The sequence below is a fragment of the Luteimonas sp. RC10 genome, from assembly GCF_014192745.1.
GTDB lineage: Bacteria > Pseudomonadota > Gammaproteobacteria > Xanthomonadales > Xanthomonadaceae > Luteimonas.
Genome location: NZ_JACHYJ010000004.1, coordinates 158,559 through 183,485, shown reverse-complemented (window position 1 = coordinate 183,485; position 24,927 = coordinate 158,559). Strand labels below are relative to the sequence as shown.

Here is a 24,927-nt window from a genome sequence, read left to right as displayed (position 1 = left end):
GGACGGATCGGGCATGCGCGGTCTTCCCTGCGACGTTCTTCTCCGAGTGTAGCGAGGTCGGGTTCAATGCGGCGGATCGAAATGCGCACGGTGTTCATTGCGCTGTGGGTGCTGGTCGTCGCGCTGAAGCTGGCGATCGCGATGCGCTTGCCGCTGTTCGTCGACGAGGCCTTCTACTGGCTCGAGGGGCAGCGGCTGGCCTGGGCCTACTCGGATCTGCCGGGGCTGACCGCCTGGTTGATCCGGCTGGGCACCGAGCTCTTCGGCGATGGACTGCTGGCGGTGCGCCTGCCGTTCGTCGCGATCTCGGCGCTGGTGCCGTGGCTGTTGGTGCGCCTGACCGCGCGCGAGTTCGACGCCGATGCGGCCTGGACCACCGGCTGCCTGGCGCTGTTGTTGCCGCTGCTGGGCTCGCTCGGGGTGATGGCATTGCCCGATGCGGTGCTGGCGCTGGCGACGGTGCTGTGCCTGGACGCCGGCACGCGCTTGCTGCGCGGGGTGACCTACGGTGCGTCGCTGTTGCTTGCGCTCGGCCTGGCGCTGGGCGCGTTGAGCCATTACCGCTTCATCGCAGTGATCGCCGTGGGCATCGTCGCGCTGGCGTCGCTGCCGTCCGGTCGCTTGGCCTTGCGCGACCCGCGGGTGTGGATCGCGATCGCGTTCGGCGCCGCCGCCTGGGGGCCGCTGCTGGCCTGGAATCTCGCCAACGCCGAGGCCGGGCTGCGCTTCCAGATGGTCGACCGTCACCCGTGGGCGTTCCACCTCGACGGCTGGCAGTTCCTGGTGATCCAGGCAGGTTTGGTGACGCCGCTGGTGTTCGCGGTGCTCGCGCTCGCGGCCTGGCGCATGCGCCGCATGCCCGACGATGCCGCGCGGTTCCTCGCGCTGTGCGGCGCGTTGATCGTCGTCGGGTTCTTCGCGCTCGGCTTCGTCGCCGATACCGAACGCGTCAGCTTCCACTGGCCGCTGCCGGGCTATCTGGCGCTGCTGCCACTGGCCGGCTTCGTACTGGTGGGCTGGCCGCGCTGGTTGCAGGCGCTGACCTGGGCGTCGCTGGTTGCGGGCTTCTTGCTGGTCAACGGCTACTACGTCGCGGTGTCCTCGCCGCAGGTGCGCGAGCGTGCCACGGCGCTGAAGTGGTACCCGTCGAACTTCGCCGGCTGGGACCAGTTGGCCGATGCGGTGCGCGAGGTGCGGGCCGACATGCCCGACGACACGGTGCTCGTCGCCGACAATTTCAAGATCGGTGCCGAACTGGGTTTCGCGCTGGGGGATCCGGACATCCGCGTGCTCGATCATCCTATCAACCGCCATCATGGCCGCGCGCCGCAGCTCCAGCTCTGGGGGCTGCAGCTCGATGACCGCGCGGAACTGGGCGGTCGCCCGGCGCTGGTGGTGGTGGGCGCGACCGACGTGAAGTTCAGCGCGTTGCTCGAGCGCTATCAGCAACTGTGCGCAACGCTGGGCAGCCTGCCGGTGACGCGCGTGGTCAACGTCGATCGCGGCGGACAGCGCTTCGTGTTGCTGCGCTTCGATCGCGACGCTGCGCCGGCCGCTGATTGCGTCACGCCTGTCGTGGCGCATATCGATGCGCCGGCGCCGGGTGCTCGCGTGGCCGGGCAGGTCGAGGTGAGCGGCTGGGCGATCAAGGACGTCGCCGGTGTCGAGTCGGTCGTGGTGACGTTGGACGGCGCGCCTGTCGCCACCGCCCACTACGGGCTGCGCAACACGTTCGTCGGCGGCTTCCTGCAGGGACGCTCGCACGATCCCGGGCAGCCGGACATCGCCTTTACCGCGACGCTTGATCTGCGCGACCGGCCGCCGGGCCTGTACTGGCTGGGGCTGGAGATCGTCGGCCGCGACGGCTCGGTCGAGCGCTGGGCCGAGCAACCGCTGCGCGTTGCCGCGCCTGAGTGATCGCAGGCGCCGCGGCTGCCTGGCTTGAGTCGGCAGGCGGCGCGGACGAGAATCGGGGGTCCGGCCGCGTCGCGGTCGTCGACAGGGCCGCAGCATGCACAACCTCCGCGTTTCCATCGTCCAGGGCGCCACGATCTGGCACGACCCGGAGGCCAATCGCGATTACTACGGCGGCCTGATCGCGCCGCTGCGTGGCCTCAGCGATCTGGTGGTGCTGCCCGAGACGTTCACCAGCGGCTTCAGCAACGACGCGATCGACCGCGCCGAAGACATGGACGGACCCACCGTGGCCTGGATCCGCGCGCAGGCTGCCGCGCTCGATGCGGCCGTGACCGGCAGCGTGCAACTGCGCGACGGCGACGGCGTCTACAACCGCATGCTCTGGGCCACGCCCGATGGCGCGCTGCAGTGGTACGACAAGCGGCACCTGTTTCGCTACGCCGGCGAGCACAAGCGCTACGCGCCGGGGCGGGCGCGGCTGACGGTCGAGCTCAAGGGCTGGCGGATCAATCCGCAGGTCTGCTACGACCTGCGTTTTCCGGTGTTCTGCCGCAATCGCTTCGATGTCGAGCGTCCGGGGCAACTGGACTTCGATCTGCAGCTGTTCGTGGCGAACTGGCCGGCGGCGCGTGCGTACGCGTGGAAAACGCTGCTGCGTGCACGCGCGATCGAGAACCTGTGCTACGTGGTCGGCGTCAACCGCGTCGGCCGCGATGGCAACGGCCTGGACTACAGCGGCAACAGTGCCGTGCTCGATTTCCTCGGCACCCCGCTGAGTGAGTGCACGGACGCCGAAGTCGCCTCGACCACGACGCTGCTGGCATCGGAACTGGCCGCACACCGCGAACGGTTCCCCGCGATGCTCGACGCCGACCGCTTCGAAATCCTCGACCCCTGATCCCCGCGAAAGCGCCCGCCAAGGAGCGCGATGCTACGCAAGCGGGAAGGAGGCAGGCGCTCCTTGCGCGAATGCACGATGCGCTTCGCCTCCCCCGCGTGCGGGGAGGCCGACGCGCCACGCGCGTCGGGTGGGGGCATGGGCTTTCCCGGGAAAAGCGCCCCCACCCCAACCCTCCACCCGTAAAGGGCGCAATGCCCCGCAAGCGGGGGAGGGAGAAGGGCGTCCGACGTTTCGGTTGCTGATGTGTCCGGAGTTGTGCGCACGGAAGCAATTCAGCCGGGCACGGAGAAAGCGAGGCACCACGCTCTTCGCCTCCCCCGCGAGCGGGGGAGGCCGGCGCGCCACGCGCGTCGGGTGGGGGGGCATGGGCTTTCCCCAGGAAAGCGGCCCCCACCCCAACCCTCCACCCGTGAAGGGCGCAATGCCCCGCAAGCGGGGGAGGGAGAGGGCCGTTTCGGTCGCTGATATGCCGGACACGACACGGGGCCCGAAGGCCCCGTGTTTGATGCACGACTGGTCGCTGGCCTCAGCGACCGCCACCGCGCGGACCGCGGTTGCCGCCGCCGGGCGGACGACCGCCGGGGCCGCGGCCGCCGCCTGGGCCACCCGGTCCGCGATTGCCGCCACCCGGACCACGGGCGCCTGCCCCCTTCGGGCCGCGGTTGCCGCCCGGACGCGGGCCGCGCGGGCCGGCGTTGGGGTTGAAGCTGCCGGGGTTGGCGTGGTCGGACGGGAACGTCGGGGCGCTGTCGGGATGACCATACGGGGCGCGCGGACGACCTGCGCCAGCGCCGGCCGGCTTGGAGGACCAAGGGCCCTGGCCGCCGCCGCGCGGACCTTGTCCGCCCGGACCGCCGGGGCCGCGCTTCTTCGCGCCGGCACCGCCGTAGGGCTTCTTGGGGCCGCGGCCGTCGGCGTTGCGATGGCCGCTGGGGCCGGTCTCCACGCCATCGGGCACGTACCAGGTGCGGAAGGCGGCGGGGTTGCCCTCGGGCAGCGCACGCGCACCCTTGTCGGCGCGCTGCTTGAACGGCTTGTGCGACTGCTTGGCGGCGGCATCGCCGCTCACGGTCAGGCCGCCATGCGGCTTGCGCGGACCACCGCGACCACGACCGCGGTCTTCGCGCACGTGGTCGAAGCGGCGCAGTTCGCGGCCTTCGTCGGCGCCGCTGGTGTGCCCGTTGACGTAGGCCTTGCCGGCGCCACCCTTGCCCAGGTGCACGGTCGACTTGGCGGCCTTGCGCTGGCCGATCACCGGTTGCAGCGTCAGCGCCGGCGGCGGGCCTTCCTCGAGCTTGAGTTCCTTGCGCAGCGCCTCGACCTGCGCGTCGGGCAGTTCCTGCGACTGGCCGCGCAGCAGCGGCTGCGGCAGCACGACCTGGCCGTAGCGCACGCGCTTGAGCCGGCTGACCTGGCAGCCCTGCGATTCCCACAGGCGGCGGACTTCGCGGTTGCGGCCTTCCTTGAGCAGCACCTGGAACCAGTCGTGCGATTCGGTGCCGCCGATGCGCTCGATCTCGTCGAACTTCGCCGGCCCGTCCTCGAGCGCGACGCCGCGGCGCAGCCGATCGACGATCTTCTCCGAGACCGTGTCCTCGCCCTCGGGGGCGCGCACGCGACACACGTACTCGCGCTCGACCTCGTAGGAGGGGTGCATCATCGCGTTGGCGAGCTCACCGTCGGTGGTGAGCAGCAACAGGCCGGTGGTGTTGATGTCCAGGCGGCCGATCGCGATCCAGCGCGCGCCCTTCAGCGCGGGCAGGGCATCGAAGATCGTCGGCCGGCCTTCGGGGTCTTCACGCGTGGTGACTTCGCCCTCGGGCTTGTTGTAGATCAGCACGCGCGCCGGCTCGGTCAGCGCGCTGGCGACGAAGACCTTGCCGTCGAGTTCGATGCGGTCGCCGCCCTTGATCGACATGCCGGTCTGCGCGACCTCGCCGTTGACCTTGACCAGGCCGTCGGCGATGCGCTGCTCGAGCGCGCGGCGCGAGCCCAGCCCGGCCTGCGCGAGCACCTTGTGCAGGCGTTCTTCCAGGCGCGGCGCGGCCTCGGCGGCAGGCGTCTCGCCGCGCTTGAGCGACAGGGTGCGTGCGGGTTTTTCGGTGTTGCGTTGCTGCGTCATGTGGGGCTCCGGTCGCTGTCGCCGTCGGCGGCGAGGGCGGGGTCTTCGTCAGTGTGCGTGGAAGGTGAGGTGTCGGACGGTGCGTCCGGCGGCAGGTCTTGCGGTGAGGCTTGCGACGAGGCCGGGGCCTCATCCGATGGGTCGGCGTCCGACGCTTCGGACGGTGGGGTGCTGTCGGCGTTGGCATCGTCGTGGGCAGCCGGGTCGACATCGTCGTGTCCGGCGATGCCGCCGATCCCGCGCGTGCCCTCGTCGCTGCCGCCCTCGGCGCCGGCCAGGCGCAGTTGCGGGTCGAGCTCGGCGAAATCCTTGAGCTCGGACAGCGGGGGCAGTTCGTCGAGCCGCTTGAGGCCGAAGTAATCGAGGAACGCCTTGGTGGTGCCCAGCAGTTCGGGGCGGCCGGGCATGTCGCGGTGGCCGACGACGCGGATCCACTCGCGCTCTTCGAGGGCCTTGATGATGTTGCTGTTGGTCGCCACGCCGCGGACCTGTTCGATCTCGCCGCGGGTGATCGGCTGGCGGTAGGCGATCAGTGCCAGCGTCTCGAGCGTGGCGCGGGTGTACTTGGTCTGCCGCTCGCTCCACAGCCGCGCCACCCAGCCGTGGACGTCGCTCTTGACCTGATAGCGCCAGCCCGAGGCCAGCTCCACCAGTTCGACGCCGCGCTCGGCGCAGGCGGCCTGCAGTTCGGCCAGGGCCTGCTTCAGGCTGTCGTCGGGCGGGGCCTCGTCGAGCGTGAACAGCGCACCGAGCTGGGCGACGGTCAGCGGCTGCGTGGAGGCGAGCAGGGCGGCCTCGACGATGCGGTTGATCAGGGTCTGGTCCATCGGGAGGGTCGGAAGATCCAGAAAAAAGAAGGGGTCAGGACTGCGGCGCGTCAGGGACGTCGTCGTCGAACTCGCTGGAAAAACGCGTCGGCGGTGCCTCGCCGTCGGCGCTGGCCAGCGACTTGATGTAGATCGGCGCCAGCGGCGCTTCCTGCACGATATCGAGCAGGCGTTCCTTGGTGAGCTCGAGGATCGACAGGAACGTCACCACGACGCCCAGCCGGCCTTCCTCGGGCTCGAACAGCGACTCGAAGCGGTGGAACGCGCCGCCGGCCAGCCGGGTCAGCACCTCGCCCATGCGCTGGCGCACGCTCAGCGCCTCGCGCCGGATCGCATGCCCGGTGAACAGCTCGGCGCGCTTGAGCACGTCGTGCAGGGCCAGCAGCATCTCGCGCAGTTCCACCTGCGGCGGCTCGCGGTTGACCGGGCGCTCGGGCAGGGCGACCTGCGCCGGCGTGGTGTCGCGGTCCTGGCGCGGCAGGCGGTCGATGTCCTCGGCCGCCTGCTTGAAGCGTTCGTACTCCTGCAGCCGGCGCACCAGTTCGGCGCGCGGGTCGCCTTCATCGCCTTCCTCGATCGCCGGCCGCGGCAGCAGCATCCGCGATTTGATCTCGGCCAGGATCGCGGCCATGACCAGGTACTCGGCGGCCAGTTCGAAGCGCAGTTCCTGCATCACGCCGATGTAGTCGACGTATTGCTGGGTGATCTCGGCCACCGGGATATCGAGGATGTCGAGGTTCTGGCGGCGGATCAGGTACAGCAGCAGGTCGAGCGGGCCTTCGAAGGCCTCCAGGATCACCTCGAGCGCGTCCGGCGGGATGTACAGGTCCTGCGGGATCTGCAGCACCGGCTGGCCGTGCACCAGCGCCAGCGGCATTTCCTGCTGCTGGGGCGAGGGGCCTGCGGCCGCGGACGCGGTCTCGGGCTGGCTCATTCGGGGCGCGGCCGCATCGGGTCGCTCGGGAGCGGGATCACTGGCGAGGCATCATTGGCAGGGCGTGGCGACAGGACGGCGGCCACTGCGGCGCGGGTCCGATCGGGTGCGCGGCATCGGCCGGCGCGATAGGGACAACGGTGCTGCGAGGACGTCTTCGGACCGTACGCCAAGCGCGAAGCGCGTCTGCAGGCGACAGGCGCGGAGATCGGAAGGCGTCGGACCCGGACCGGTGCGACGACCGCGGGCGGGCTGGCGTCTGGAGCGACGCGCCGCCGCGGCGGAACGGGGCCGGGGTTGCTGGGCAACAGGGTACGCGCAGCGCCCCGGCCGTGTCCAGCGTCCCGATGTCTCATGGCACACGCACTGGCTCGAGGTGATCCAGTGCGCAGACCAAGGCGCGTGCGAACAGGAGGCAGGTTGCAGGTCGTCACGCGTCCGCCGCACGCCCTGCATCTGTTGCGTTGCAGCATTACATGGGTGGATGAAAACGCTTACATTCCGCGGCAATCGCGCATAGCGGAGTGGGGATGAGCGTCACCATCAAGGACGTCGCGAAGGCCGCCAACGTGTCGGTTGCCACCGTGTCGCGCGCCCTCAACGGCCATCAGAACGTGGCCGATGCGGTGCGGCGGCGGGTGGCCGAGGCGGCGGCCCAGTTGCGCTACAGCCCGCACCACGCGGCGCGCAGCCTGAGCAGCCGGCGCACGCAGACCGTCGGCGTGGTGCTGCCGGACCTGCATGGCGAGTTCTTCTCCGAGCTGATGCGCGGCGTCGACCAGGTCGCACGCACGCGGGGGCTGCACCTGCTGGTGTCGAGCTACCACGGCAATCCCGAGGCGCAGGGCGCGGCACTGCGGGCGATGCGCGGCCGCGTCGACGGGCTGCTGCTGATGTCGCCCTATGTCCACGACGCGGATTTCCTGGAGCGCAACGTCGATATCAGCCTGCCGCTGGTGCTGATGAATGCCGCGGGCGAGAGTGCCTACCGCTCGATCGGCATCGACAACTACGGCGGCGCCCGCGAAATGGTCCGTCACCTGGCAGCCGCGGGACACCGCCGCATCGCCTTCATCACCGGCCCGGACGACAACGACGATGCGCGCGAGCGCCTGCGCGGCTATCGCGATGGCCTGGCTGCGGCCAATGTCGGCCACGCCCCGTGGGAACTGAAGGGACAGTTCGACGAGGATTCCGGCCACCGGGCCGGTGAGGCCTTGCTGGCGATGGACGAGCGCCCCGATGCGGTGTTCGCAGCCAACGACATGATGGCGATCGGCTGCCTGTATGCGCTGGGGCGGGGTGGGGTCCGCACGCCGGATGAGGTCGCAATTGTTGGCTTCGACGATATCCCGCTTGCACGCTACGTTCACCCGGCGCTAACGACGATGCGCGTCGACATCGCTGAACTCGGCGCGCGCGCGCTCAAGGCGCTCGTGGCCCTGGAAGCGCATGTCGATGGCGCGCCGCCCGGCGACGACGCGCTGCTGCGCCCGGTGCTGGTGGTCCGCGATTCGTGCGGCAGCCGGTCGCCGCAATGACCGCCGTGCGATGCAAGGCACCTTGGGAGGGGCGCCGATGACGATCCGCATGTCCCCACAAGACCTGCCCGGCCATTTCCTGTCCGGGTGAGGCCGTGCGCGCGGCCCTGCCTTCCGTGTCCTTCAGCCGAATCCCCGATCCTTCTTTAGAGAATCCCAGATGAAACCCCTTCGCCAACGCTCGCGTCTGATCTCGCGTTCCCTCCTCAGCATTGCACTGACAGGTTGCCTGTCGATGGCCGCGCCGGCCGTGCTTGCGCAGTCCACGGCGGCGACCATCCGCGGCCAGGTGACGGTCGATTCGGCGCCGGCAGGCGATGCGCGCGTGACCGCGATCAACACCGCGACCGGCCTGACGCGCAGCGTCGCGGTCGGCGCCAACGGCAGCTACAACCTCGCCGGCCTGCCGCCGGGCACCTACCGCCTGCAGGTCGAGGCGAACGGGCAGAGCAGTTCGCAGAACGTGACGGTGGCCGTCGGCCAGACCGCGACCCTGAATCTGGGCGTGGGCGGCGTCGCCGAGACCGCGACTGCGGGTGAGGCGACCAACATGGACGCCGTGCGCGTGACCGCCGAAGCCCTGGTCGAGACCAAGACCTCGGAAGTGGCGACCTACGTGTCGCAGAAGCAGATCGAGTCGCTGCCGCAGGCGACCCGCAACTTCCTGGCCTTCGCCGATACCGTGCCCGGCATGGTGTTCCAGCAGGATGGCAATGGCAACGCCAAGCTGCGGTCGGGCGGCCAGTCGGCCAACAACATCAACGTCTTCATCGACGGTGTCGGCCAGAAGAGCTACACGATGCCCGGCGGCGTGCCTGGCCAGGATTCGAGCCGCGGTAATCCGTTCCCGCAGTCGGCGATCGGCGAGTACAAGGTCATCACCTCGAACTACAAGGCCGAGTTTGACCAGATCAGCAGCGCCGCGGTGGTTGCTGCGACGCGCAGCGGCACCAACGAATTCGAAGGCAGCTTCTTCTGGGATCGCACCGCCGCCGAGTGGCGCGCCCGGACGCCGGCCGAGCTCGACAACGGCACCAAGTCCGACTCGAAGGAAGAGCAGTACGGTGTGTCGTTCGGCGGTCCGATCCTGCAGGATCGGCTGCACTTCTTCGTTGCTTACGAGGCGAAGGAGTACAACACGCCGCGCACGCTCGAACTGCTCGACGACAGTCGCTACGACGAGTCGGATGTTCCGGCCGAACTCGTCGCCGGCATCGGGCCTGCGAATTCGCCGTTCAAGCAAGACATGTACTTCGGCAAGCTGAGCTGGTCGGTCGACGATTACAACCTGGTCGAACTCTCGACGCAGATCCGCCGCGAAGAGGAGACGATCCGCAACAACGGCGAGTACACGATCGACCGCGCCAGCTTCATCGACAACGACGTCAGCCGTTACGACCTGCGTTGGCAGTACAGCGGCGACCGCTGGCTCAATGATATGCATCTCACCTATGAGGATTCGGCCTGGGTGCAGCAGCCGCTGGTCGGCGGCAACGGCTATATCCTGACGGTGTCCGACTACAACGCCACCAATGGTTTCCGCGAGAACACCCGCAACATCGTCAGCTCCGGCCCCGGTTCGGGCAATCAGGACAAGGGGCAGAAAGGCTGGTCGTTCCAGAACGACCTGACCTTCAGTGGCTGGGACGCGCATACGCTGAAGATGGGCGTGAAGTTCAAGCAGGTGGACCTGCTGTCGACCGAGCGCAACTTCACCAACCCGCAGTTGTACTACGACATCGCGCAGAGCACCGACCAGCCGTACCGGATCGAGTTCGGTCGCGCGATTCCCGGCACGCCTGGTGGCGTCTCGAAGTCGGACAACAAGCAGTTCGGCATTTACGTTCAGGACGACTGGGAGGTCAACGAGCACCTGACGCTGAACTTCGGTCTGCGCTACGACTATGAGACCACCCCGGCCTACGAGGACTACGTGACGCCGGCCGGCCTGGCCGCCAACCTGCGCAACTACCCGAACCTGCAGAACTCCGACATCGATGTTGAGAACTACATCAGCAACGGCAGCAACCGCAGTGCTTACAAGGGCGCATGGCAGCCGCGTCTGGGCTTCTCTTATGACCTGAACGGTGACCAGCGCCATGTGATCTTCGGTGGTGCGGGTCGGTCGTACGACCGCAACCTGTTCACCAATCTGCAGAAGGAGGAGCAGACGGTCTCCTACGCCGCGCCGTACCGCGTGTGGTTCACCGACGTCGATGGCCAGTGCCGCAATGGCGGTGGTTGTGTCGCTTGGGACGACAGCTATCTGACCGAAGCCGGCCGCGACCAACTGGTGAACTCGGGTCAGGTCTCGCGCGAGTACTACCTGATCAACAATGATTTGAAGGTGCCGTACTCCGATCAGTTCAGCCTCGGCATCCGCAACGCCTGGGACTTTGGTGAAACGACGTGGAACAGCGAGGTCGCCGTTGCGCATGTTCGCAGCCGCGATGGGCTGTCCGTGCGCCTGGGCAATCGTCGCCCGGACGGCAGCTTCTTCGAGCCGGGGAGCAATTTCGGTCCGCCGTGGAACTACGATCCGCCGTTCGGCCGCCTGGTGCTGCTGGACAATGGGCTCGAGACCCGCACCAACTCGTTGCTGGTGAAGTTCGACAAGCCCTATACCAATGCGTCGGGCTGGGGTGTCACAACCGCGTACACGTATACCGATGCCGAGCGGAACTCGAATGAGGACGGCGCTGGGATCTTCGACTGGCCTTACGCGGGTTACTACGGTTACCTGCCGGTGTCGCAGATTCCGCGGCACCGTTTCGTCACCACCGGCATCTGGGATGGTCCGGGCGGCATCACTTACTCGGGCAAGCTGACGCTTGAGAGTCAGCGCGAGCGCGTCGGTGTGAATCGCAGCCAGGGCGAGGCGTTCTTCGATTCGTATCGCCCCGATGGCACGTTCGGCCATCTGCAGCTCGATCTGGCGGCCCAGAAGGTGTGGCACGCCTCCGACGACATCAGCCTGCGTGTGCGCGCTGACGTGTTGAATGTGACCAACCGCTACAACTGGGAGTCGTACAACGACGACTGGACGAGCGCGAACTTCGGTCAGCACAACCTCGCGATCCGCTTGCCGACCCGCACCTTCAAGCTGTCGTTCGGCATCGACTGGTAAGTCACCCCCGCTGCCGGTCCCCCTCGGGAGACCGGCAGTTTTATACTCCACCCTGAAAACGATTTCACCGCGAGGTTTCCTTCACGATGCGATCCCGTCTCCGTGCGTTCCAACTCCTGATGCTCGTCGCAATCGCGGCCTTGTTCCTGGCCGCCTGCGGCAAACAGGAGCCTGCCGAACCGGCGGTGCCGCCGCCCAAGCCGGGACCCATCGCGCAGGTGCCCGAACCCGAACCCGAGCCCGAAGAAAAGGGGCCGCCCGAACTGCCGCCCTTGTTCGCCGATATCGAGCGTCGGACGTTCCAGTACTTCTGGGACACCACCAACGAGGTCAACGGCCTGACGCCTGACCGCTTCCCGTCGCGGCCGTTCTCCAGCGTCGCGGCCGTGGGCTATGCGCTGACTGCGTATCCGATCGGCATCGAGCGCGGCTGGGTAAGCCGCACGCAGGCGGTCGATCGCACGCTGACCACGCTGCGGTTCTTCCGCGACGTGAAGATGGGGCCGCAGGCCACCGGCACCGGTGGCCACCAGGGCTTCTTCTATCACTTCATCGACATGGACAAGGGCCACCGCGTCGAACCGTGGGTGGAACTGTCGAGCGTCGACACCGGCCTGATGATGATGGGCGTGTTGTTCGCGCAGTCGTACTACGACCGTGACGATCCGCGCGAGGCCGAGATCCGCAAGCTTGCCGATCAGCTGTACCGCAATGTGCGCTGGCCGTTCCTGCAGCAGCGCAAGCCGCTGATCTCGATGGGCTGGTATCCCGAGAGCGGCTTCATCGAGCACGACTGGACCGGCTACGACGAGGCGATGCTGGTCTACATCCTCGCGCTCGGCTCGCCGACGCATCCGGTCGGGCCCGAGGCGTGGGAAGTGTGGACGCGCACCTACGACCGGCTGTGGGGTGTGTTCCGCGGCCAGGAGTACCTGAGCTTCGCGCCGCACTTCGGCCATCAGTACACCCATGTCTGGGTGGATTTCCGCGGCATCCGTGACGACTACATGCGCCGCCGTGGCATCGACTACTTCGAGAACAGCCGCCGCGCGACCTATGCGCAGCGCCAGTACGCAATCGACAACCCGATGGGCTGGAAGGACTACGGCGAGAACGTCTGGGGCCTGACCGCCAGCGACGGCCCGCAGCGCACCGACCAGGACTACAACGGCGAGCAGCGCGAATTCCGCCACTACAGCGCACGCGGCGCGGGTCTGGACGTCGCATTCGACGACGGCACGATCGCGCCGACCGCGGCGGTCGCGTCGATCGCGTTCGCACCGGAGATCGTGATCCCGGCGACCGAGGAAATGCACCGTCGCTACGGCGACTACCTGTACTCGAGCTACGGCTTCCTGGATGCGTTCAACCCGAGCTTCACCTACGAGGACGTGCCGCTGAAGACCGGTCGCATCGTGCCGGGCAAGGGCTGGGTGGCCAGCGACTACATCGCCATCGACCAGGGACCGATCCTGGCGATGATCGCCAACTACCGCAACGACTTCGTCTGGAACGTGATGAAGAAGAACCCCTACATCCGCGCCGGTCTGGAGCGGGCGGGGTTCACCGGTGGCTGGCTTGCCGGCGAGGACGAGCCCAAGGATTCGGGCCCGCCGGACGCCGATGCAGCGACTGCGCGTGCGGTCGGCATCGCCGAGTCGCGCGGTGCCAACCAGACGCCGCCGCGTGACGCGCCGGCGCCTGCGCCCGCGCCTGCGCGCGCGTCCGATCCGGTGCCGGTCGAGTGAGTCGCGTCGGACGCCGCGCGTGGCGTGCACGGGCAGGGCGGGCATGACGTCCGTGATCCGCCGTGCCTGGCTATTGTGCGCACTGGTGCTGGTCGTGGCCGGTTGCGCGCGGCGGTCCGACGAGACCGTGATCCGGTTCTGGGCGATGGGCCGCGAGGCCGAGGTCGTCGCCGAACTGGTGCGCGAGTTCGAGGATCAGCATCCGGGCATCCGGGTACAGATCCAGCAGATCCCGTGGACCTCGGCGCACGAGAAGCTGCTCACCGCCTATGCCGCCGACGCGCTGCCCGACCTGTGCCAGCTCGGCAACACCTGGGTGCCGGAGTTCGCGGTGCTCGGCGCGCTGGAGCCGGTGCAGTCGCGGGTCGATGCCTCGACGATCATCGATCAGGCGGACTACTTCCCGGGCATCTGGGATACCAATGTCGTCGACGGCACGCTGCTCGGCGTGCCCTGGTACGTCGACACGCGCCTGGTGTTCTATCGCCGCGACCTGCTCGAGGCGGCCGGCGTGACGCGCTTCCCGCAGACCTGGGCGGAATGGGAAGACGCGATGGCGGCGGTCAAGCGCCATGTCGGACCGTCGCGCTACGCGGTGATGCTGCCGCTCAACGAGTTCGAGCAGTTGCTGTCGTTCGGCCTGCAGCAGGACGACCCGTTGCTGCGCGACGACGACGGCCGCGGCAACTTCCAGAGTCCGGGTTTCCGTCGTGCACTTGGGTTTTACGCCAATATGTTCGAGCAGGGTTGGGCGCCGCGGATGTCGGAGACCCAGATCTCCAATGTCTGGGACGAGTTCGGCCGCGGGTTCTTCACCTTCTACGTCTCGGGCCCCTGGAACATCCGCGAGTTCCGCACGCGGTTGCCAGCCGAGCTGCAGGACAAGTGGGCGACCGCGCCGCTGCCCGGGCCGGATGGTCCGGGTGTGGGCATTGCCGGTGGCACGTCGCTGGTGATGTTCCGCGATTCGCCCAACAAGGAGGCGACCTGGCAATTGGTCGAGTTCCTGTCGCGGCCCGACATCCAGGCGCGGTTCTACCAGATGATCGGCAACCTGCCGCCGCGGCGCAGCACCTGGGCCTCGGGCGAAATGCAGTACGGCGAGGAGGCGCTGGCCTTCCGCGAGCAGCTCGAACACGTGCGGCCCACGCCGAAGGTCCTGGAATGGGAGCGGATCGTGCAGGAGATGCGGTTGGCCAGTGAGCGCGTGGTCCGCGGCGGCATGCCGCAGGACCAGGCGCTGCAGGGGCTGGATGCGCGCGTGGACACGCTGCTCGAGAAGCGGCGCTGGGTGCGCGCGCAGGCGGCAGCGGAAGGCGCGGCACATCCGAGCGCGGAGGTCTCCGATGCGCGCTAGTACCGCAGGCTGGGTGTTTGCCGGGCCGGCACTGATCCTGCTCGGCGTGTTCTTCGGGATCCCGGTGGCGTCGGCGCTGCTGCTGAGCCTGACCGACTTCGACCTCTATGCGTTGTCGGATACTTCGAACCTGCGCTTCGTCGCGCTGGGCAATTATCTGGATCTGCTGCAGACGCCGCTGTTCTGGAAGTCGCTGGGCAATACCGCGTACTTCGTCGTCATCGGTGTGCCGTTGTCGATCGCGGTGTCGCTGGGGGCGGCGTTGCTGCTCAATGCCAAGGTGGCGCGGTTCAAGGGGCTGTTTCGCACCGCGCTGTTCGCACCGGTGGTGACCACGCTGGTCGCGGTCGCAGTGATATGGCGTTATCTGTTCCACACCAGCTACGGCCTGGTCAACTGGGCGCTGGGCCATGTCGGCATCGCGCCGATCGACTGGCTGGGCGATCCGACCTGGGCGATGCCGACGATCATCCTGTTCGCGGTGTGGAAGAACTTCGGCTACAACATGGTGATCTTCGTCGCCGGGCTGGCGGCGATCCCTGAGGATCTCTACGAGGCGGCGCGCATCGATGGCGCATCGCGTTGGAAGCAGTTCGTCCATGTGACGCTGCCGATGCTGGGGCCGGTGCTGCTGGTGGTGGCGGTGATCACGGTCTCGGGCTACTTCCAGCTGTTCGCAGAACCCTATGTGATGACGCGCGGCGACCCGCTGCAGAGCACGGTCAGCGTGCTGTATTTCATGTACGAAGAAGGTTTCATGTGGTGGAACCTGGGCCGCGCCTCGGCGGTGGCCTTCATGCTGTTCCTGATCATCCTGGGCGTGACCACGCTGCTGCTGCGCGCTGGCCGGCGCAAGGAGATGGTATGAGCGCGGTGCAACGCGAAGTCGGTGCGTCGCGCTGGTCGGGCTGGCTGGTCAACGGGGGCCTGGTCGTGCTGGCGCTCATCGCGCTGGCGCCGCTGCTGTGGATGCTGTCGGTCTCGTTTATGCCGACCGGCGAGGCCAGCAGCTTTCCGCCGCCATTGCTGCCGTCGACGCTGACCACGGCGAACTACGAGCAGTTGTTGCTGCGCGGCGGGATGGTGGGCTACTTCACCAACAGCCTGCTGGTCTCGGGCGCGATCACGCTCGGTGCGCTGCTGATCAACACCATGGCCGGCTATGCATTCGCCAAGCTGCGCTTCGCCGGGCGTGAGCGGCTTTTCCAGTTGCTGCTGGCCGCGCTGGTGATCCCGGCGCAGGTCGCGATGCTGCCGCTGTTTCTGATGATGAAGGGCATGGGGTTGGTCAACAGCTTCGGTGCGGTGATCATCCCGGGCCTGGCGACGGTGTTCGGCATCTTCCTGGTGAGGCAGTACGCGCGTTCGATTCCCGACGAATTGCTCGAGGCGGCGCGCATCGATGGCGCCGGCGAATTGCGGATCTTCTTCCAGATCGTGTTGCCGATGCTCAAGCCGGTGCTGGTGACCTTGACGATCTTCACCTTCATGGCCGCCTGGAACGATTTCATGTGGCCGCTGATCGTGCTGACCGACCAGAGCAATTACACCCTGCCGGTGGCACTCGCGGCGCTGTCGCGCGAGCACATCCAGGACGTCGAAATGATGATGGCCGGCGCGGTCGTGACCGTGATCCCTGTGCTCGTACTGTTCATCGCGCTGCAGCGCTACTACATCCAGGGCCTGCTGCTCGGAAGCGTGAAGGGGTGAGGGCGCATGCTTGCGAAGCACTGCTTCGCATGCGCCCGAACGCCGCGCCAGGGATGGCGCGGCCGGGCTCTCCGGAGCCGACCCTGCTGCGCCATGGATGGCAGAGGAACAATCCGGGGTGTGCGAGCGCTTGCACGGCACGGCCACGCGCTCGCCTCCATCCGCACGTCCTCAAGCCGTCATGAGGGCTGCGTCCTGCGCATCTGCAACCAGGGTGCCGCCGCGATATGCGCACGCGCGCACCTGATTCGATCACCGCAACACGCGAACCACGGAGTCACCGTCCCGCATGAAGATCCTCGACACCCGCGCCGATCGCGCGCCTGCCGATACCGACATGACGCCCGCCGGCGACGTCCTTGCAGTCGATGGCCGGTCCCGCGCCGTCCTGTCGCTCCGAGCTGCCGCCATGGCCACGCTGGCCGCGGCGTTGGCGGCCTGTTCCGTGGCACCGTCGCCGGGCAGTGAGACCGGCGCACCGGGCGACGCGGGTGCTCGTGTGCTGGACGATTTCGAGGATCCGTCCGCCTGGACGGTGGTTACCTCCAACCAGGTCACCGGCACGCTGCGCAGGGTCGACGGCGAGGACGGCGGCGCGCTGTGTCTGGACTACGACTACAACGGCGTGTCCGGCCATGTCGGCATCCAGCGTGAGCTGCCGCTCGAGTATCCGGACAACTACCGCTTCGGCTTCCGGCTGCGCGGCGAGTCGCCGGCCAACGACCTGCAGTTCAAGCTGATCGATGCCAGCGGCGATAACGTGTGGTGGGTCAACCGGCCCAAGTACGATTTTCCGACCGAGTGGACGCAGGTCCAGTACCGCAAGCGCCACATCGACAAGGCCTGGGGGCCGGATCCGGACAAGACCCTGCGCGCGAGCCGCAAGGTCGAGTTCACGATCTACAACAACGCCGGCGGCAAGGGCAGCGTGTGCTTCGATACGCTGACCTTCGAGCCGCTTGCGGCCGAAGACAACTCGCCGCTGACCGCCAGCGCGACGTCGACGACCACGCCCGATGGCGCCGGCAAGGCGGTCGACGGCAATGCCGCCACCGCGTGGGAGGCCGGCGCCGCCCCGCAGAAGCTGGTGCTGGATCTGGGCAAGCTGCGCGAGTTCGGCGCGCTGCGCCTGCAGTGGCTCGACGGGCGCCATGCCGCCGACTACACGGTGTCGTTGTCGACCGACGGCGAGCAGTGGACGCAGGTGCGCGAGGTCGCCGGCGGCAATGGCGGTGTGGACTGGCTGTCGCTGCCCGAATCGGAGGCCCGCTATGTCGGCCTCGACCTGCGGGCCGGTCCGGGGCAGGGCTTCGCGCTCGCCGAGGCGGCGTTGCAGCCGGTCGCGGTCTCGACCCATCCCAACGACTTCCTCAAGGCCGTCGCTGCCGAGCGGCCGAAGGGCCAGTTTCCGCGTGGCTTCAGCGGCGAGCAGCCGTACTGGACGATCCTGGGGCTGGACGGCGGCACCGAGCAGGGCCTGATCGGCGAGGACGGTGCGATCGAGGTTGCGGCCGGTGGCTTCTCGATCGAGCCCTTCATCCGCGCCGGCGACGGTCTGGTGACGTGGGCCGATGCCCGGATCACCCAGTCGTTGCAGGACGGCTATCTGCCGATTCCAAGCGTGGACTGGGTCCACGACGCGGTGTCGCTGCGCGTGACCGGCTTTGCCCGCGGTACGCCCGAGGCATCGCAGCTGGTCGCCCGCTATCGGCTGACCAACTCGGGCCGCCAGCCGCGTGATTTCCAGTTCGCGCTGGCGGTGCGGCCGATGCAAGTCAACCCGCCGACGCAGTTTCTCAATATCAAGGGCGGTGTGAGCCCGCTGCACAGGCTGGCGGTCGCGCCCGACCGGGTCAGCGTCGACGGTGTGCCGCGTGTGTTCGCGCGCGAACCGGCGCAGCAGGTGTTCGCGACGACCTTCGACAGCGGCATGGAGATCGAGCACCTGGCCGCTGGTGCGCTGCCGGCGACGACCGAGGTCGAGGACGCGCAGGGGCTGGCCTCCGGCGCGCTGGTCTACACGGTGCGGCTCGAGCCGGGCCAGGCGCGCGAGTTCGACCTGCTGATCCCGATGACCGGCGCCGCGCCCTCGCTCGCGGCCGGCCAGTGGCAGCCGCAGGCCTGGCAGGATGAGATGGCGCGCACCTGGCACGGCAAGCTCGGCGAGGTCGGCATCGAGGTGCCCGAGGCGGGGCGCGACCTGGCCAACACGCTGCGCACCTCGCTGGCGCACATGCTGATCTCGCGCATCGGTCCGCGCCTGCAGCCGGGCACGCGCTCGTATGCGCGCAGCTGGATCCGCGACGGCGCGATGATCTCCGAAGGTCTGCTGCGGATGGGGCGGCCGGAAGTCGTCAAGGACTACGTCGAGTGGTACGCCCCGTACCAGTTCGACAACGGCATGGTGCCGTGCTGTGTGGACGACCGCGGCAGCGATCCGGTGCCCGAGAACGACAGCCATGGCGAGCTGATCTTCAACATCGCCGAATACTGGCGCTACACCCACGACGACGCGTTCCTGGCGCGCATGTGGCCGCACGTGCTCGGCGCATTCGACTACATGGAAACGCTGCGCGCCAGCGAGCGCACCGAGGCGAACCGCAAGGTCAACGAGGCCTTCTACGGCATGATGCCGGTCTCGATCAGCCACGAGGGCTACTCGGCCAAGCCGATGCACTCGTACTGGGACAACTTCTGGGCACTGCGCGGCTACAAGGACGCGGTCGAGATCGCACAGGCGCTGGGCAAGACCGAGGACGTGGCGCGGATGACCGCCGCGCGCGACGAGTTCCGCGCCGATCTCGACGCCTCGCTGCGCGCCGCGGCCAGGTTGCATGGGATCGACTATCTCCCCGGCGCGGCCGAGCTCGGCGATTTCGACCCGACCTCGACCACAATCGCATTGGCGCCCGGCGGCGAGCAGGGGCGGTTGCCCGAGGACCTGCTGGTCAACACCTTCGAGCGCTACTGGACGCTGTTCGCCGATCGCCGCGACGGCCGCAAGCCGTGGAAGGACTACACGCCCTACGAGTGGCGCAACGTTGCGGCGTTCGTGCGGCTGGGCTGGCGCGAGCGCGCCAACGAAGTGCGCGAGTGGTTCTTCGGCCATCGCGCGCCGCTGGCGTGGAACCAGTGGGGCGAGGTCGTCACGCCGACGCCGCGCACGCCGTTCTTCCTCGGCGACCTGCCGCACGCCTGGGTCGGGTCGGACTTCGTGCGCTCGGCGTTGGACATGTTCGCCTACGTGCGCGAGGTCGACGACAGTATCGTGCTGGCGGCAGGCGTGCCGGCTGATTGGTTCGACGGCATTGGGGTGCGGCTGCACGGCATGCGCACGCCGCAGGGCAAGCTCGGCTACCGGTTGCGGCGCGAGAACGACGTGCTGGCACTCGACGTCGATGCCGATGCCGGCCTGCCGCCCGGCGGCCTGGTGCTGCAGTGGCCGTATCCGAATGTGCCCGGGGCGACGACCATCGACGGCCAGGCGGCGCAATGGCAGGGCAACGAACTGCGCATCGCGCGCGCGGGTGCGCGGGTGCGTGTGCAGATCCCCGCATCGCCCTGAGCCACGACCGCACCCTGCATCATTCCCCGCGCTGCGCGACGCATCGCGGGGATCGCTGACATCAGACGAGGAGACATCGGCGGGATGACCACCACCAGACTCGGCCGCGCCTTGCTGTGCGCGCTGGCCATTGCCGTTCCCGGCCCGGCGTTGACCGCGCAAGACGCGACGGCCGCGATGCCGTGGATGGATCCGGACAAGTCGCCGGATGCGCGCGCCGCGCTGCTGGTTGCGGCGATGACCCAGGACGAGAAGTTCCAGTTGCTGCGCAGCCGCTTCGCGATCGGCGAGCACAAGCCGGCCGAGGCGCTGACCGCAGCCGGCTATGTGGCCCCGATTCCGCGCCTGGGCATCCCGTCCCAGGGGCTCGTCGATGCGGGCCTGGGCGTCACCAACCCCGGGGGGGCGCGCGAAGGCGACCATGCCACTGCGATGCCGTCAGGCCCGGCGACCGCCTCGACCTGGAGCCGCGAGGTCGCATTCCTGGGCGGCCAGACGATGGGCCGCGAAGCGTGGCGGCAGGGCTTCAACGTGCTGCTGGCCGGCAGCGTCAACCTGCAGCGCGATCCGCGCAACGGGCGCAACTTCGAGTACGCGGGCGAGGATCCGCTGCTGGCCGGCACACTGGTGGGCGAGTCGATCCGTGGCGTGCAGTCGCAGCACGTGCTCTCGACGATGAAGCACTACGCGCTCAACGACATGGAAACGCATCGCAACTTTCACAGTGCGCAGATCGGCGATCGCGCGATGCACGAATCCGACCTGCTCGCGTTCCGCATCGCGCTGGAGATCGGTGAGCCCGGCTCGGTGATGTGCAGCTACAACCGCATCAATGGTGTCTATGGCTGCGAGCACGACGAACTGCTCAACAATGTGCTCAAGCGCGACTGGAAGTACCCCGGCTATGTGATGTCGGACTGGGGTGGGGTGCACAGCGCGTCGAAGGCGGCGCTCGCCGGGCTGGACCAGCAGTCGGCGGGCGAGGTGTTCGATAAGGCGGTGTACTTCGACCGCCCGCTGCGCATGGCCGTCGATGCCGGGGTCGTGCCGCAGGCGCGGCTCGACGACATGGCGCATCGCATCCTGCGCAGCCTGATCGCGGTCGGGGCGTTCGACCATCCGCCGCAGCGCCAGCCGCCCGACGCCGACCTCGACGCGGCGGGCTTTGCGGTCGCGCAGCGCACCGCCGAAGAGGGCGCCGTGTTGCTGCGCAATGCCGGCGAGCTGCTGCCGCTCGGCGCCGATGTGCGCCGGATCGCGGTGATCGGCGGCCATGCCGACCGCGGCGTGATCGCCGGCGGCGGCTCGTCGATGGTCGGCTGGACCTCGCGCGGGCCCAACGCGGTCCCGGGCGTGAAGCCGACCACCTGGCCCGGGCCGGTGATGTTCCAGCCGTCCTCGCCGTTGCTGGCCTTGCGCGAGGCGGCCCCACAGGCGCGCGTCGACTACGCCGACGGCAGTGATCGCGCCGCTGCGGCGCGACTGGCGCGCGAGGCCGACGTGGCGATCGTGTTCGCGACCCAGTGGTCGGCCGAGTCGGTGGATCTGCCGGACATGCACCTGCCCGATGGCCAGGACGCGCTGATCGAGGCCGTGGTCGCGGCCAATCCGCGGACGGTGGTGGTGCTGCAGACCAATGGCCCGGTCACGTTGCCTTGGGCCGATCGCGTGCCGGCGATCCTGCAGGCGTGGTACCCGGGTATCCGCGGCGGTGAGGCGATCGCACGCCTGCTCACCGGCGCAGCCAATCCGTCCGGGCGCCTGCCGGTCACCTGGCCGGTCGATGTCGCGCAACTGCCGCGGCCGCATGTGCCTGGGCTGGGGTTCAATCCGCCACAGAAGCCCGAGGATGCGATCGATTACGACATCGAAGGCGCGAACGTCGGCTACCGCTGGTTTGCGGCCAAGGATCTGACGCCGCGCTATGCGTTCGGCTATGGCCTGTCGTATACCCAGTTCGCGCTGTCGGACCTGACCGTGCATGCCGACGGCGATCGTCTGACCGCGCGCTTCGAGGTCCGCAACACCGGCGCGCGTGCCGGTGCGGCGGTGCCGCAGTTGTACGTGCACCTGCCCGAAGACCATCCGACGCCGCTGCGACTGGCCGGCTGGGACAAGCTTGAGCTGCAGCCGGGGGAATCGCGCCAGGTCGAGGTGGCGCTGGCGCCGCGCCTGTTCGCCGACTACGACCCGACCACGCGGAGCTGGCGCATTCCCGCAGGCCGCTATCGCGTGGCGCTCGGGCAGTCGGCGGCAGAGATCGCCGAGACGGCGACGCTGGACCTGCCGGAACGCACGTTGGACTGAACGACGCGGCGAACAGCGCCCCCCACCCCAGCCCTCCCCCGCGATGCGGGGGAGGGGGCAGTGACGCTGGACCTCACCCCAGCCCTCCCTCGCGATGCGGGGGAGGGCGCAGCGACGCTGGACCCGGGGAGGGAGACAAGCGCTAGGGTCATCCCCAGTGGAGCGGCGGGCCTACGGTTGCTACCGTCCGGGTTCCAGGCCCGGCATTCGCTCCAGACCCGGGCGTCCGTCTCGCGGAGTTCGCCATGAATGCCCAGGTCTCGGCCCACCGTCCCTTCGATCTGCCGCCGGCTGTCGATACATTGCAGGGGGCGTCCCGCGACGCCGCCAATGCCGCTGTCGCCGGCATGGACGCCGCCGCGATCGACACGCTGCGCAGCGACGTACAGGCGCTGCCGGCCAGTGAGCGGCAGGGGCTGCTGAACGAACTGGTGACCCGGCTCGATGCCGGCAATCTGACGCGCCTGCACGATGTCTTCGGACAGGACGCGGTGGCGTCGGCCGTCGACATGCGCGCGCCGGCTGATGTTCGCGAGGCGTACCAGGCGACGTCGGGCGGGACGACGCCCGCGGCGTCCACCGCGGGCCCCGCGTTGCCGCCGATGGACATCGCGCGGATCGAGGCGCAGCAGCGCCAGCGGGCGCAGGATGATTTCGCGGCGGCCGGTCTCGACACCGGTGCGATCAGCGGGCCCTATCAGCTATCGGAGCTGGCCCGCACGCACGCGACCGAGCCTGCCTACCTCGCCGAACTGGTCCGGCTGGCGGACGATGCCGATCTGCTCGCGTCGGTCGTTGCGCCCCTGCACGGGCTCTACAGCCGCGATGCCGGTGGCGCGTACGCCTTCGGCGGCGCCGATGGCGATGCTGCGCGCGAGGCCATGACGCATGCGCTCGGCGTCGCGGTCGAACGTGGTGTGCTCAGTGAGGGCGGCATTCGGCATGCTGCTGCCGACAACGCCGGCTGGGCGGATGTCGCGGGCAGGCTGGGCATCGACAACGTCGGGCGTACCCAGGCGAGCAACGATGCGGCGACGACGCTCGAGTCGCTGGGCAAGGATTACGACGACGCCAAGAAGGCGGTCGACAAGCTCGATGAGGAACTCAACACGTTCCTGCTACGAGCCGGGCCACTGACGCCGGAGCAGCAGGCCGATTTCATCGAGGCGTTCCGTAGCGCCGAGGGCCATGCCGAGGTCTACGCGGCCGAGATCGAGGCGGGCAACGCACTGGCGCAGTACGTGGAGCAGCATCGCGACGCGTTGCTCGATAGCGCGATCCGCGATCCCGCGGTCGCCCAGCAGGTGGTTGACATGCTCGGCCGGCTGGCCGATTCGGGCCATGGCGAGATGGCACTCGAACTGCTGAGCGAGATCGGGGCTGCGCCGACATCGGCGCTGGGAGAGGCGTTCGCCGCGCACGCCGATACCTTGCAGGGCGAGTTGTTCGAGCGGATCTCGAGCGCCGCCGCAGTCGAGATCGTCGGCAAGCACGAAGGCGACCTCGACGCCGCGATTGCCGAACTCAAGGCGCTGTTCGAGCCGTTCAAGGACGCGCACTCGCTGTTCAAGAACCTCAAGGGGGGCGTCGACAGCTTCGTCGAGGGCTTCCGCCTGCTCGAGCAGGCCGGCGACGGCAATTTCGATGCGCTCAAGAAGTTGGCCGATGGCTTCGCAGACGCCTCGCCGTTCCAGCGCGCACTGTCGGCAGCCGGTGTGGTCATCGGCGCGGTCAAGGCCGCCGAGAACGGATCGGACGGCAACTACCTCGAAGCGGTGCAGGGCTTCGCGTCGGCGGGCGAGAGCGGTCTCAACCTGTTGGCCGGTGCGACCAAGCACTTCGCCGACGCGGGCCGGCTGGCGCAGTATGGTGACGATGCGGCGCGCTTCGCGGCCTTCGCCACACGCCTGGCTCCCGCACTGGGCGTGGTCGCGAGCGCGACCTCGATGGTGCTCAATGCGCAGAAGGCCGGTGAGCACCACAACGTCGGCTTCGCCATCGCCGCGATCGGCGATGCCTTCAGCGTCATGGGCAGTGCGGTGTCCGCATTTCCGGGCGGGCAAGCGCCCGGTGTGCTGGTCAACGCGATCGGCACCGTGATCTCGACGCTCGGCGGCTTCATCGGCGATGCCATCGACAAGCACCAGACGCGCGAGGAACTGCGCGGCTACCTGGAGGCCGCCGGTGTCGCGCCCGACGTGATCGAGCAGATGCTGTTCGCCGGCGAGAAGGCGCACGAAGTGGCCGCTGACCTCGGCCTCGATGCGAAAGAATTCCAGGCGTTGATCGCCGCGCATCCCGAGATCGCGGAATCGCCGGGCCATCTTGCCGCCTTCGCAGACCTCGCGACCGCGGCGGGGATTCCCTCCGACCAGGTGCAGGACTTCGCCGACGCCCTGGCGCGAAGCAATCCCAACTTCGCCTGGGACCTGTTCGGCATCCAGTCGGCTTTGCCCACCTCGCCCTCCGGCCGCGAGGCGATGCTGCGCGATTATCTCGAGGCCAACTATCCGCAGGCCTTCGAACTGGCGAAGGCGGCGTCGCCGGAGCTGTTCGGCGACGCTGCGCAACAGCGCGAAAGCGCACGGGCCGATTACGAACGCGACGGTGCCAGCCCGAGTTTCGAACTGGCGCTGGCCAACAACCTCATCCGCAACGACGACCCCGCCTACCGCGCCGAGATGATCGGTCTGCTCGCGCGCGATGGACGTCTGGAGATGTGGGTCGAGCACCTTGCCGGGTACGGCGGCAAATGGGCCGACGCGGCCGCCTCGGCGATCGACGATGCCGTGGCGGCCGGCGTGATCGACCGCGCGACCGCCGACTCGCTCAAGACAACGCTGGGCTGATGCCGCTGCTGCGCGGCGGTCC

At 68.6% G+C, this 24,927-nt stretch carries 13 protein-coding genes and 1 pseudogene; 11 read left to right on the top strand and 3 right to left on the bottom strand.

Annotation, left to right across the window (positions count from 1 at the left end; translation table 11 throughout):
* Positions 1-66: 66 nt before the first annotated feature.
* Complete coding sequence (locus FHW73_RS09260; protein ID WP_183426414.1) at positions 67-1,917, top strand: glycosyltransferase family 39 protein; 1,851 nt, start codon at positions 67-69, stop codon at positions 1,915-1,917.
* 94 nt (positions 1,918-2,011) lie between these two features.
* Positions 2,012-2,815 carry an amidohydrolase gene (locus tag FHW73_RS09255; protein ID WP_183426413.1) on the top strand — a complete coding sequence of 268 codons (804 nt, stop codon included), beginning with the start codon at positions 2,012-2,014 and terminating at the stop codon, positions 2,813-2,815.
* Positions 2,816-3,344: 529 nt separating this feature from the next.
* Here the strand turns inward: FHW73_RS09255 and FHW73_RS09250 are convergent.
* The 3 genes and pseudogenes from FHW73_RS09250 to FHW73_RS09240 form a co-directional block, all read right to left on the bottom strand.
* A complete protein-coding gene (locus tag FHW73_RS09250) occupies positions 3,345-4,940 on the bottom strand; it encodes a pseudouridine synthase (RefSeq protein ID WP_183426412.1) in 1,596 nt (531 codons plus the stop codon).
* 281 nt (positions 4,941-5,221) lie between these two features.
* Positions 5,222-5,767: pseudogene (gene scpB, locus FHW73_RS09245) on the bottom strand (SMC-Scp complex subunit ScpB); the annotation flags it as partial.
* 34 nt (positions 5,768-5,801) lie between these two features.
* Positions 5,802-6,701: a ScpA family protein gene (locus FHW73_RS09240; protein WP_183426410.1), complete on the bottom strand. Its 900-nt coding sequence runs from the start codon at positions 6,699-6,701 to the stop codon at positions 5,802-5,804.
* A gap of 530 nt (positions 6,702-7,231) precedes the next feature.
* Between FHW73_RS09240 and FHW73_RS09235 the strand changes: the two genes are divergently transcribed.
* The 9 genes from FHW73_RS09235 to FHW73_RS09195 all read left to right on the top strand — a co-directional run bounded on the left by FHW73_RS09235 (position 7,232) and on the right by FHW73_RS09195 (position 24,905).
* Positions 7,232-8,242, top strand: coding sequence for a LacI family DNA-binding transcriptional regulator (locus FHW73_RS09235; protein ID WP_183426409.1), 1,011 nt, complete (start codon positions 7,232-7,234; stop codon positions 8,240-8,242).
* Positions 8,243-8,402: 160 nt separating this feature from the next.
* On the top strand, positions 8,403-11,369 hold the full coding sequence (locus FHW73_RS09230) for a TonB-dependent receptor (protein ID WP_183426408.1): 2,967 nt from the start codon (positions 8,403-8,405) through the stop codon (positions 11,367-11,369).
* Between the two features lie 86 nt (positions 11,370-11,455).
* The gene (locus FHW73_RS09225) at positions 11,456-13,117 is read left to right on the top strand and encodes a glucoamylase family protein (RefSeq protein WP_183426407.1); all 1,662 of its coding nucleotides are present in this window, start codon (positions 11,456-11,458) and stop codon (positions 13,115-13,117) included.
* 43 nt (positions 13,118-13,160) lie between these two features.
* Positions 13,161-14,474 carry a sugar ABC transporter substrate-binding protein gene (locus FHW73_RS09220; protein WP_183426406.1) on the top strand — a complete coding sequence of 438 codons (1,314 nt, stop codon included), beginning with the start codon at positions 13,161-13,163 and terminating at the stop codon, positions 14,472-14,474.
* Entirely contained in the window at positions 14,464-15,342 is an 879-nt protein-coding gene (locus FHW73_RS09215; protein ID WP_183426405.1) for a sugar ABC transporter permease, read from the top strand. The genes FHW73_RS09220 and FHW73_RS09215 overlap by 11 nt, the downstream gene beginning before the upstream one ends.
* A gap of 5 nt (positions 15,343-15,347) precedes the next feature.
* Entirely contained in the window at positions 15,348-16,184 is an 837-nt protein-coding gene (locus tag FHW73_RS09210) for a carbohydrate ABC transporter permease (RefSeq protein ID WP_183426551.1), read from the top strand.
* A 409-nt stretch (positions 16,185-16,593) separates the two neighbouring features.
* Complete coding sequence (locus FHW73_RS09205; protein WP_183426550.1) at positions 16,594-19,749, top strand: discoidin domain-containing protein; 3,156 nt, start codon at positions 16,594-16,596, stop codon at positions 19,747-19,749.
* Between the two features lie 177 nt (positions 19,750-19,926).
* On the top strand, positions 19,927-22,056 hold the full coding sequence (locus FHW73_RS09200; protein ID WP_255492903.1) for a glycoside hydrolase family 3 C-terminal domain-containing protein: 2,130 nt from the start codon (positions 19,927-19,929) through the stop codon (positions 22,054-22,056).
* 245 nt (positions 22,057-22,301) lie between these two features.
* Complete coding sequence (locus FHW73_RS09195; protein WP_183426403.1) at positions 22,302-24,905, top strand: hypothetical protein; 2,604 nt, start codon at positions 22,302-22,304, stop codon at positions 24,903-24,905.
* Positions 24,906-24,927: the final 22 nt, after the last annotated feature.

What these genes read in the sequence shown, in the direction of transcription:
- FHW73_RS09205 (WP_183426550.1), top strand. Translation starts at nt 16,594, where the DNA reads ATGGCCACGCTGGCCGCGGCGTTGGCGGCCTGTTCCGTGGCACCGTCG.
- FHW73_RS09240 (WP_183426410.1), bottom strand. Translation starts at nt 6,701, where the DNA reads ATGAGCCAGCCCGAGACCGCGTCCGCGGCCGCAGGCCCCTCGCCCCAG.
- FHW73_RS09235 (WP_183426409.1), top strand. Translation starts at nt 7,232, where the DNA reads ATGAGCGTCACCATCAAGGACGTCGCGAAGGCCGCCAACGTGTCGGTT.
- FHW73_RS09260 (WP_183426414.1), top strand. Translation starts at nt 67, where the DNA reads ATGCGGCGGATCGAAATGCGCACGGTGTTCATTGCGCTGTGGGTGCTG.
- FHW73_RS09220 (WP_183426406.1), top strand. Translation starts at nt 13,161, where the DNA reads ATGACGTCCGTGATCCGCCGTGCCTGGCTATTGTGCGCACTGGTGCTG.
- FHW73_RS09200 (WP_255492903.1), top strand. Translation starts at nt 19,927, where the DNA reads ATGCCGTGGATGGATCCGGACAAGTCGCCGGATGCGCGCGCCGCGCTG.
- FHW73_RS09255 (WP_183426413.1), top strand. Translation starts at nt 2,012, where the DNA reads ATGCACAACCTCCGCGTTTCCATCGTCCAGGGCGCCACGATCTGGCAC.
- FHW73_RS09215 (WP_183426405.1), top strand. Translation starts at nt 14,464, where the DNA reads ATGCGCGCTAGTACCGCAGGCTGGGTGTTTGCCGGGCCGGCACTGATC.
- FHW73_RS09225 (WP_183426407.1), top strand. Translation starts at nt 11,456, where the DNA reads ATGCGATCCCGTCTCCGTGCGTTCCAACTCCTGATGCTCGTCGCAATC.
- FHW73_RS09250 (WP_183426412.1), bottom strand. Translation starts at nt 4,940, where the DNA reads ATGACGCAGCAACGCAACACCGAAAAACCCGCACGCACCCTGTCGCTC.
- FHW73_RS09195 (WP_183426403.1), top strand. Translation starts at nt 22,302, where the DNA reads ATGAATGCCCAGGTCTCGGCCCACCGTCCCTTCGATCTGCCGCCGGCT.
- FHW73_RS09230 (WP_183426408.1), top strand. Translation starts at nt 8,403, where the DNA reads ATGAAACCCCTTCGCCAACGCTCGCGTCTGATCTCGCGTTCCCTCCTC.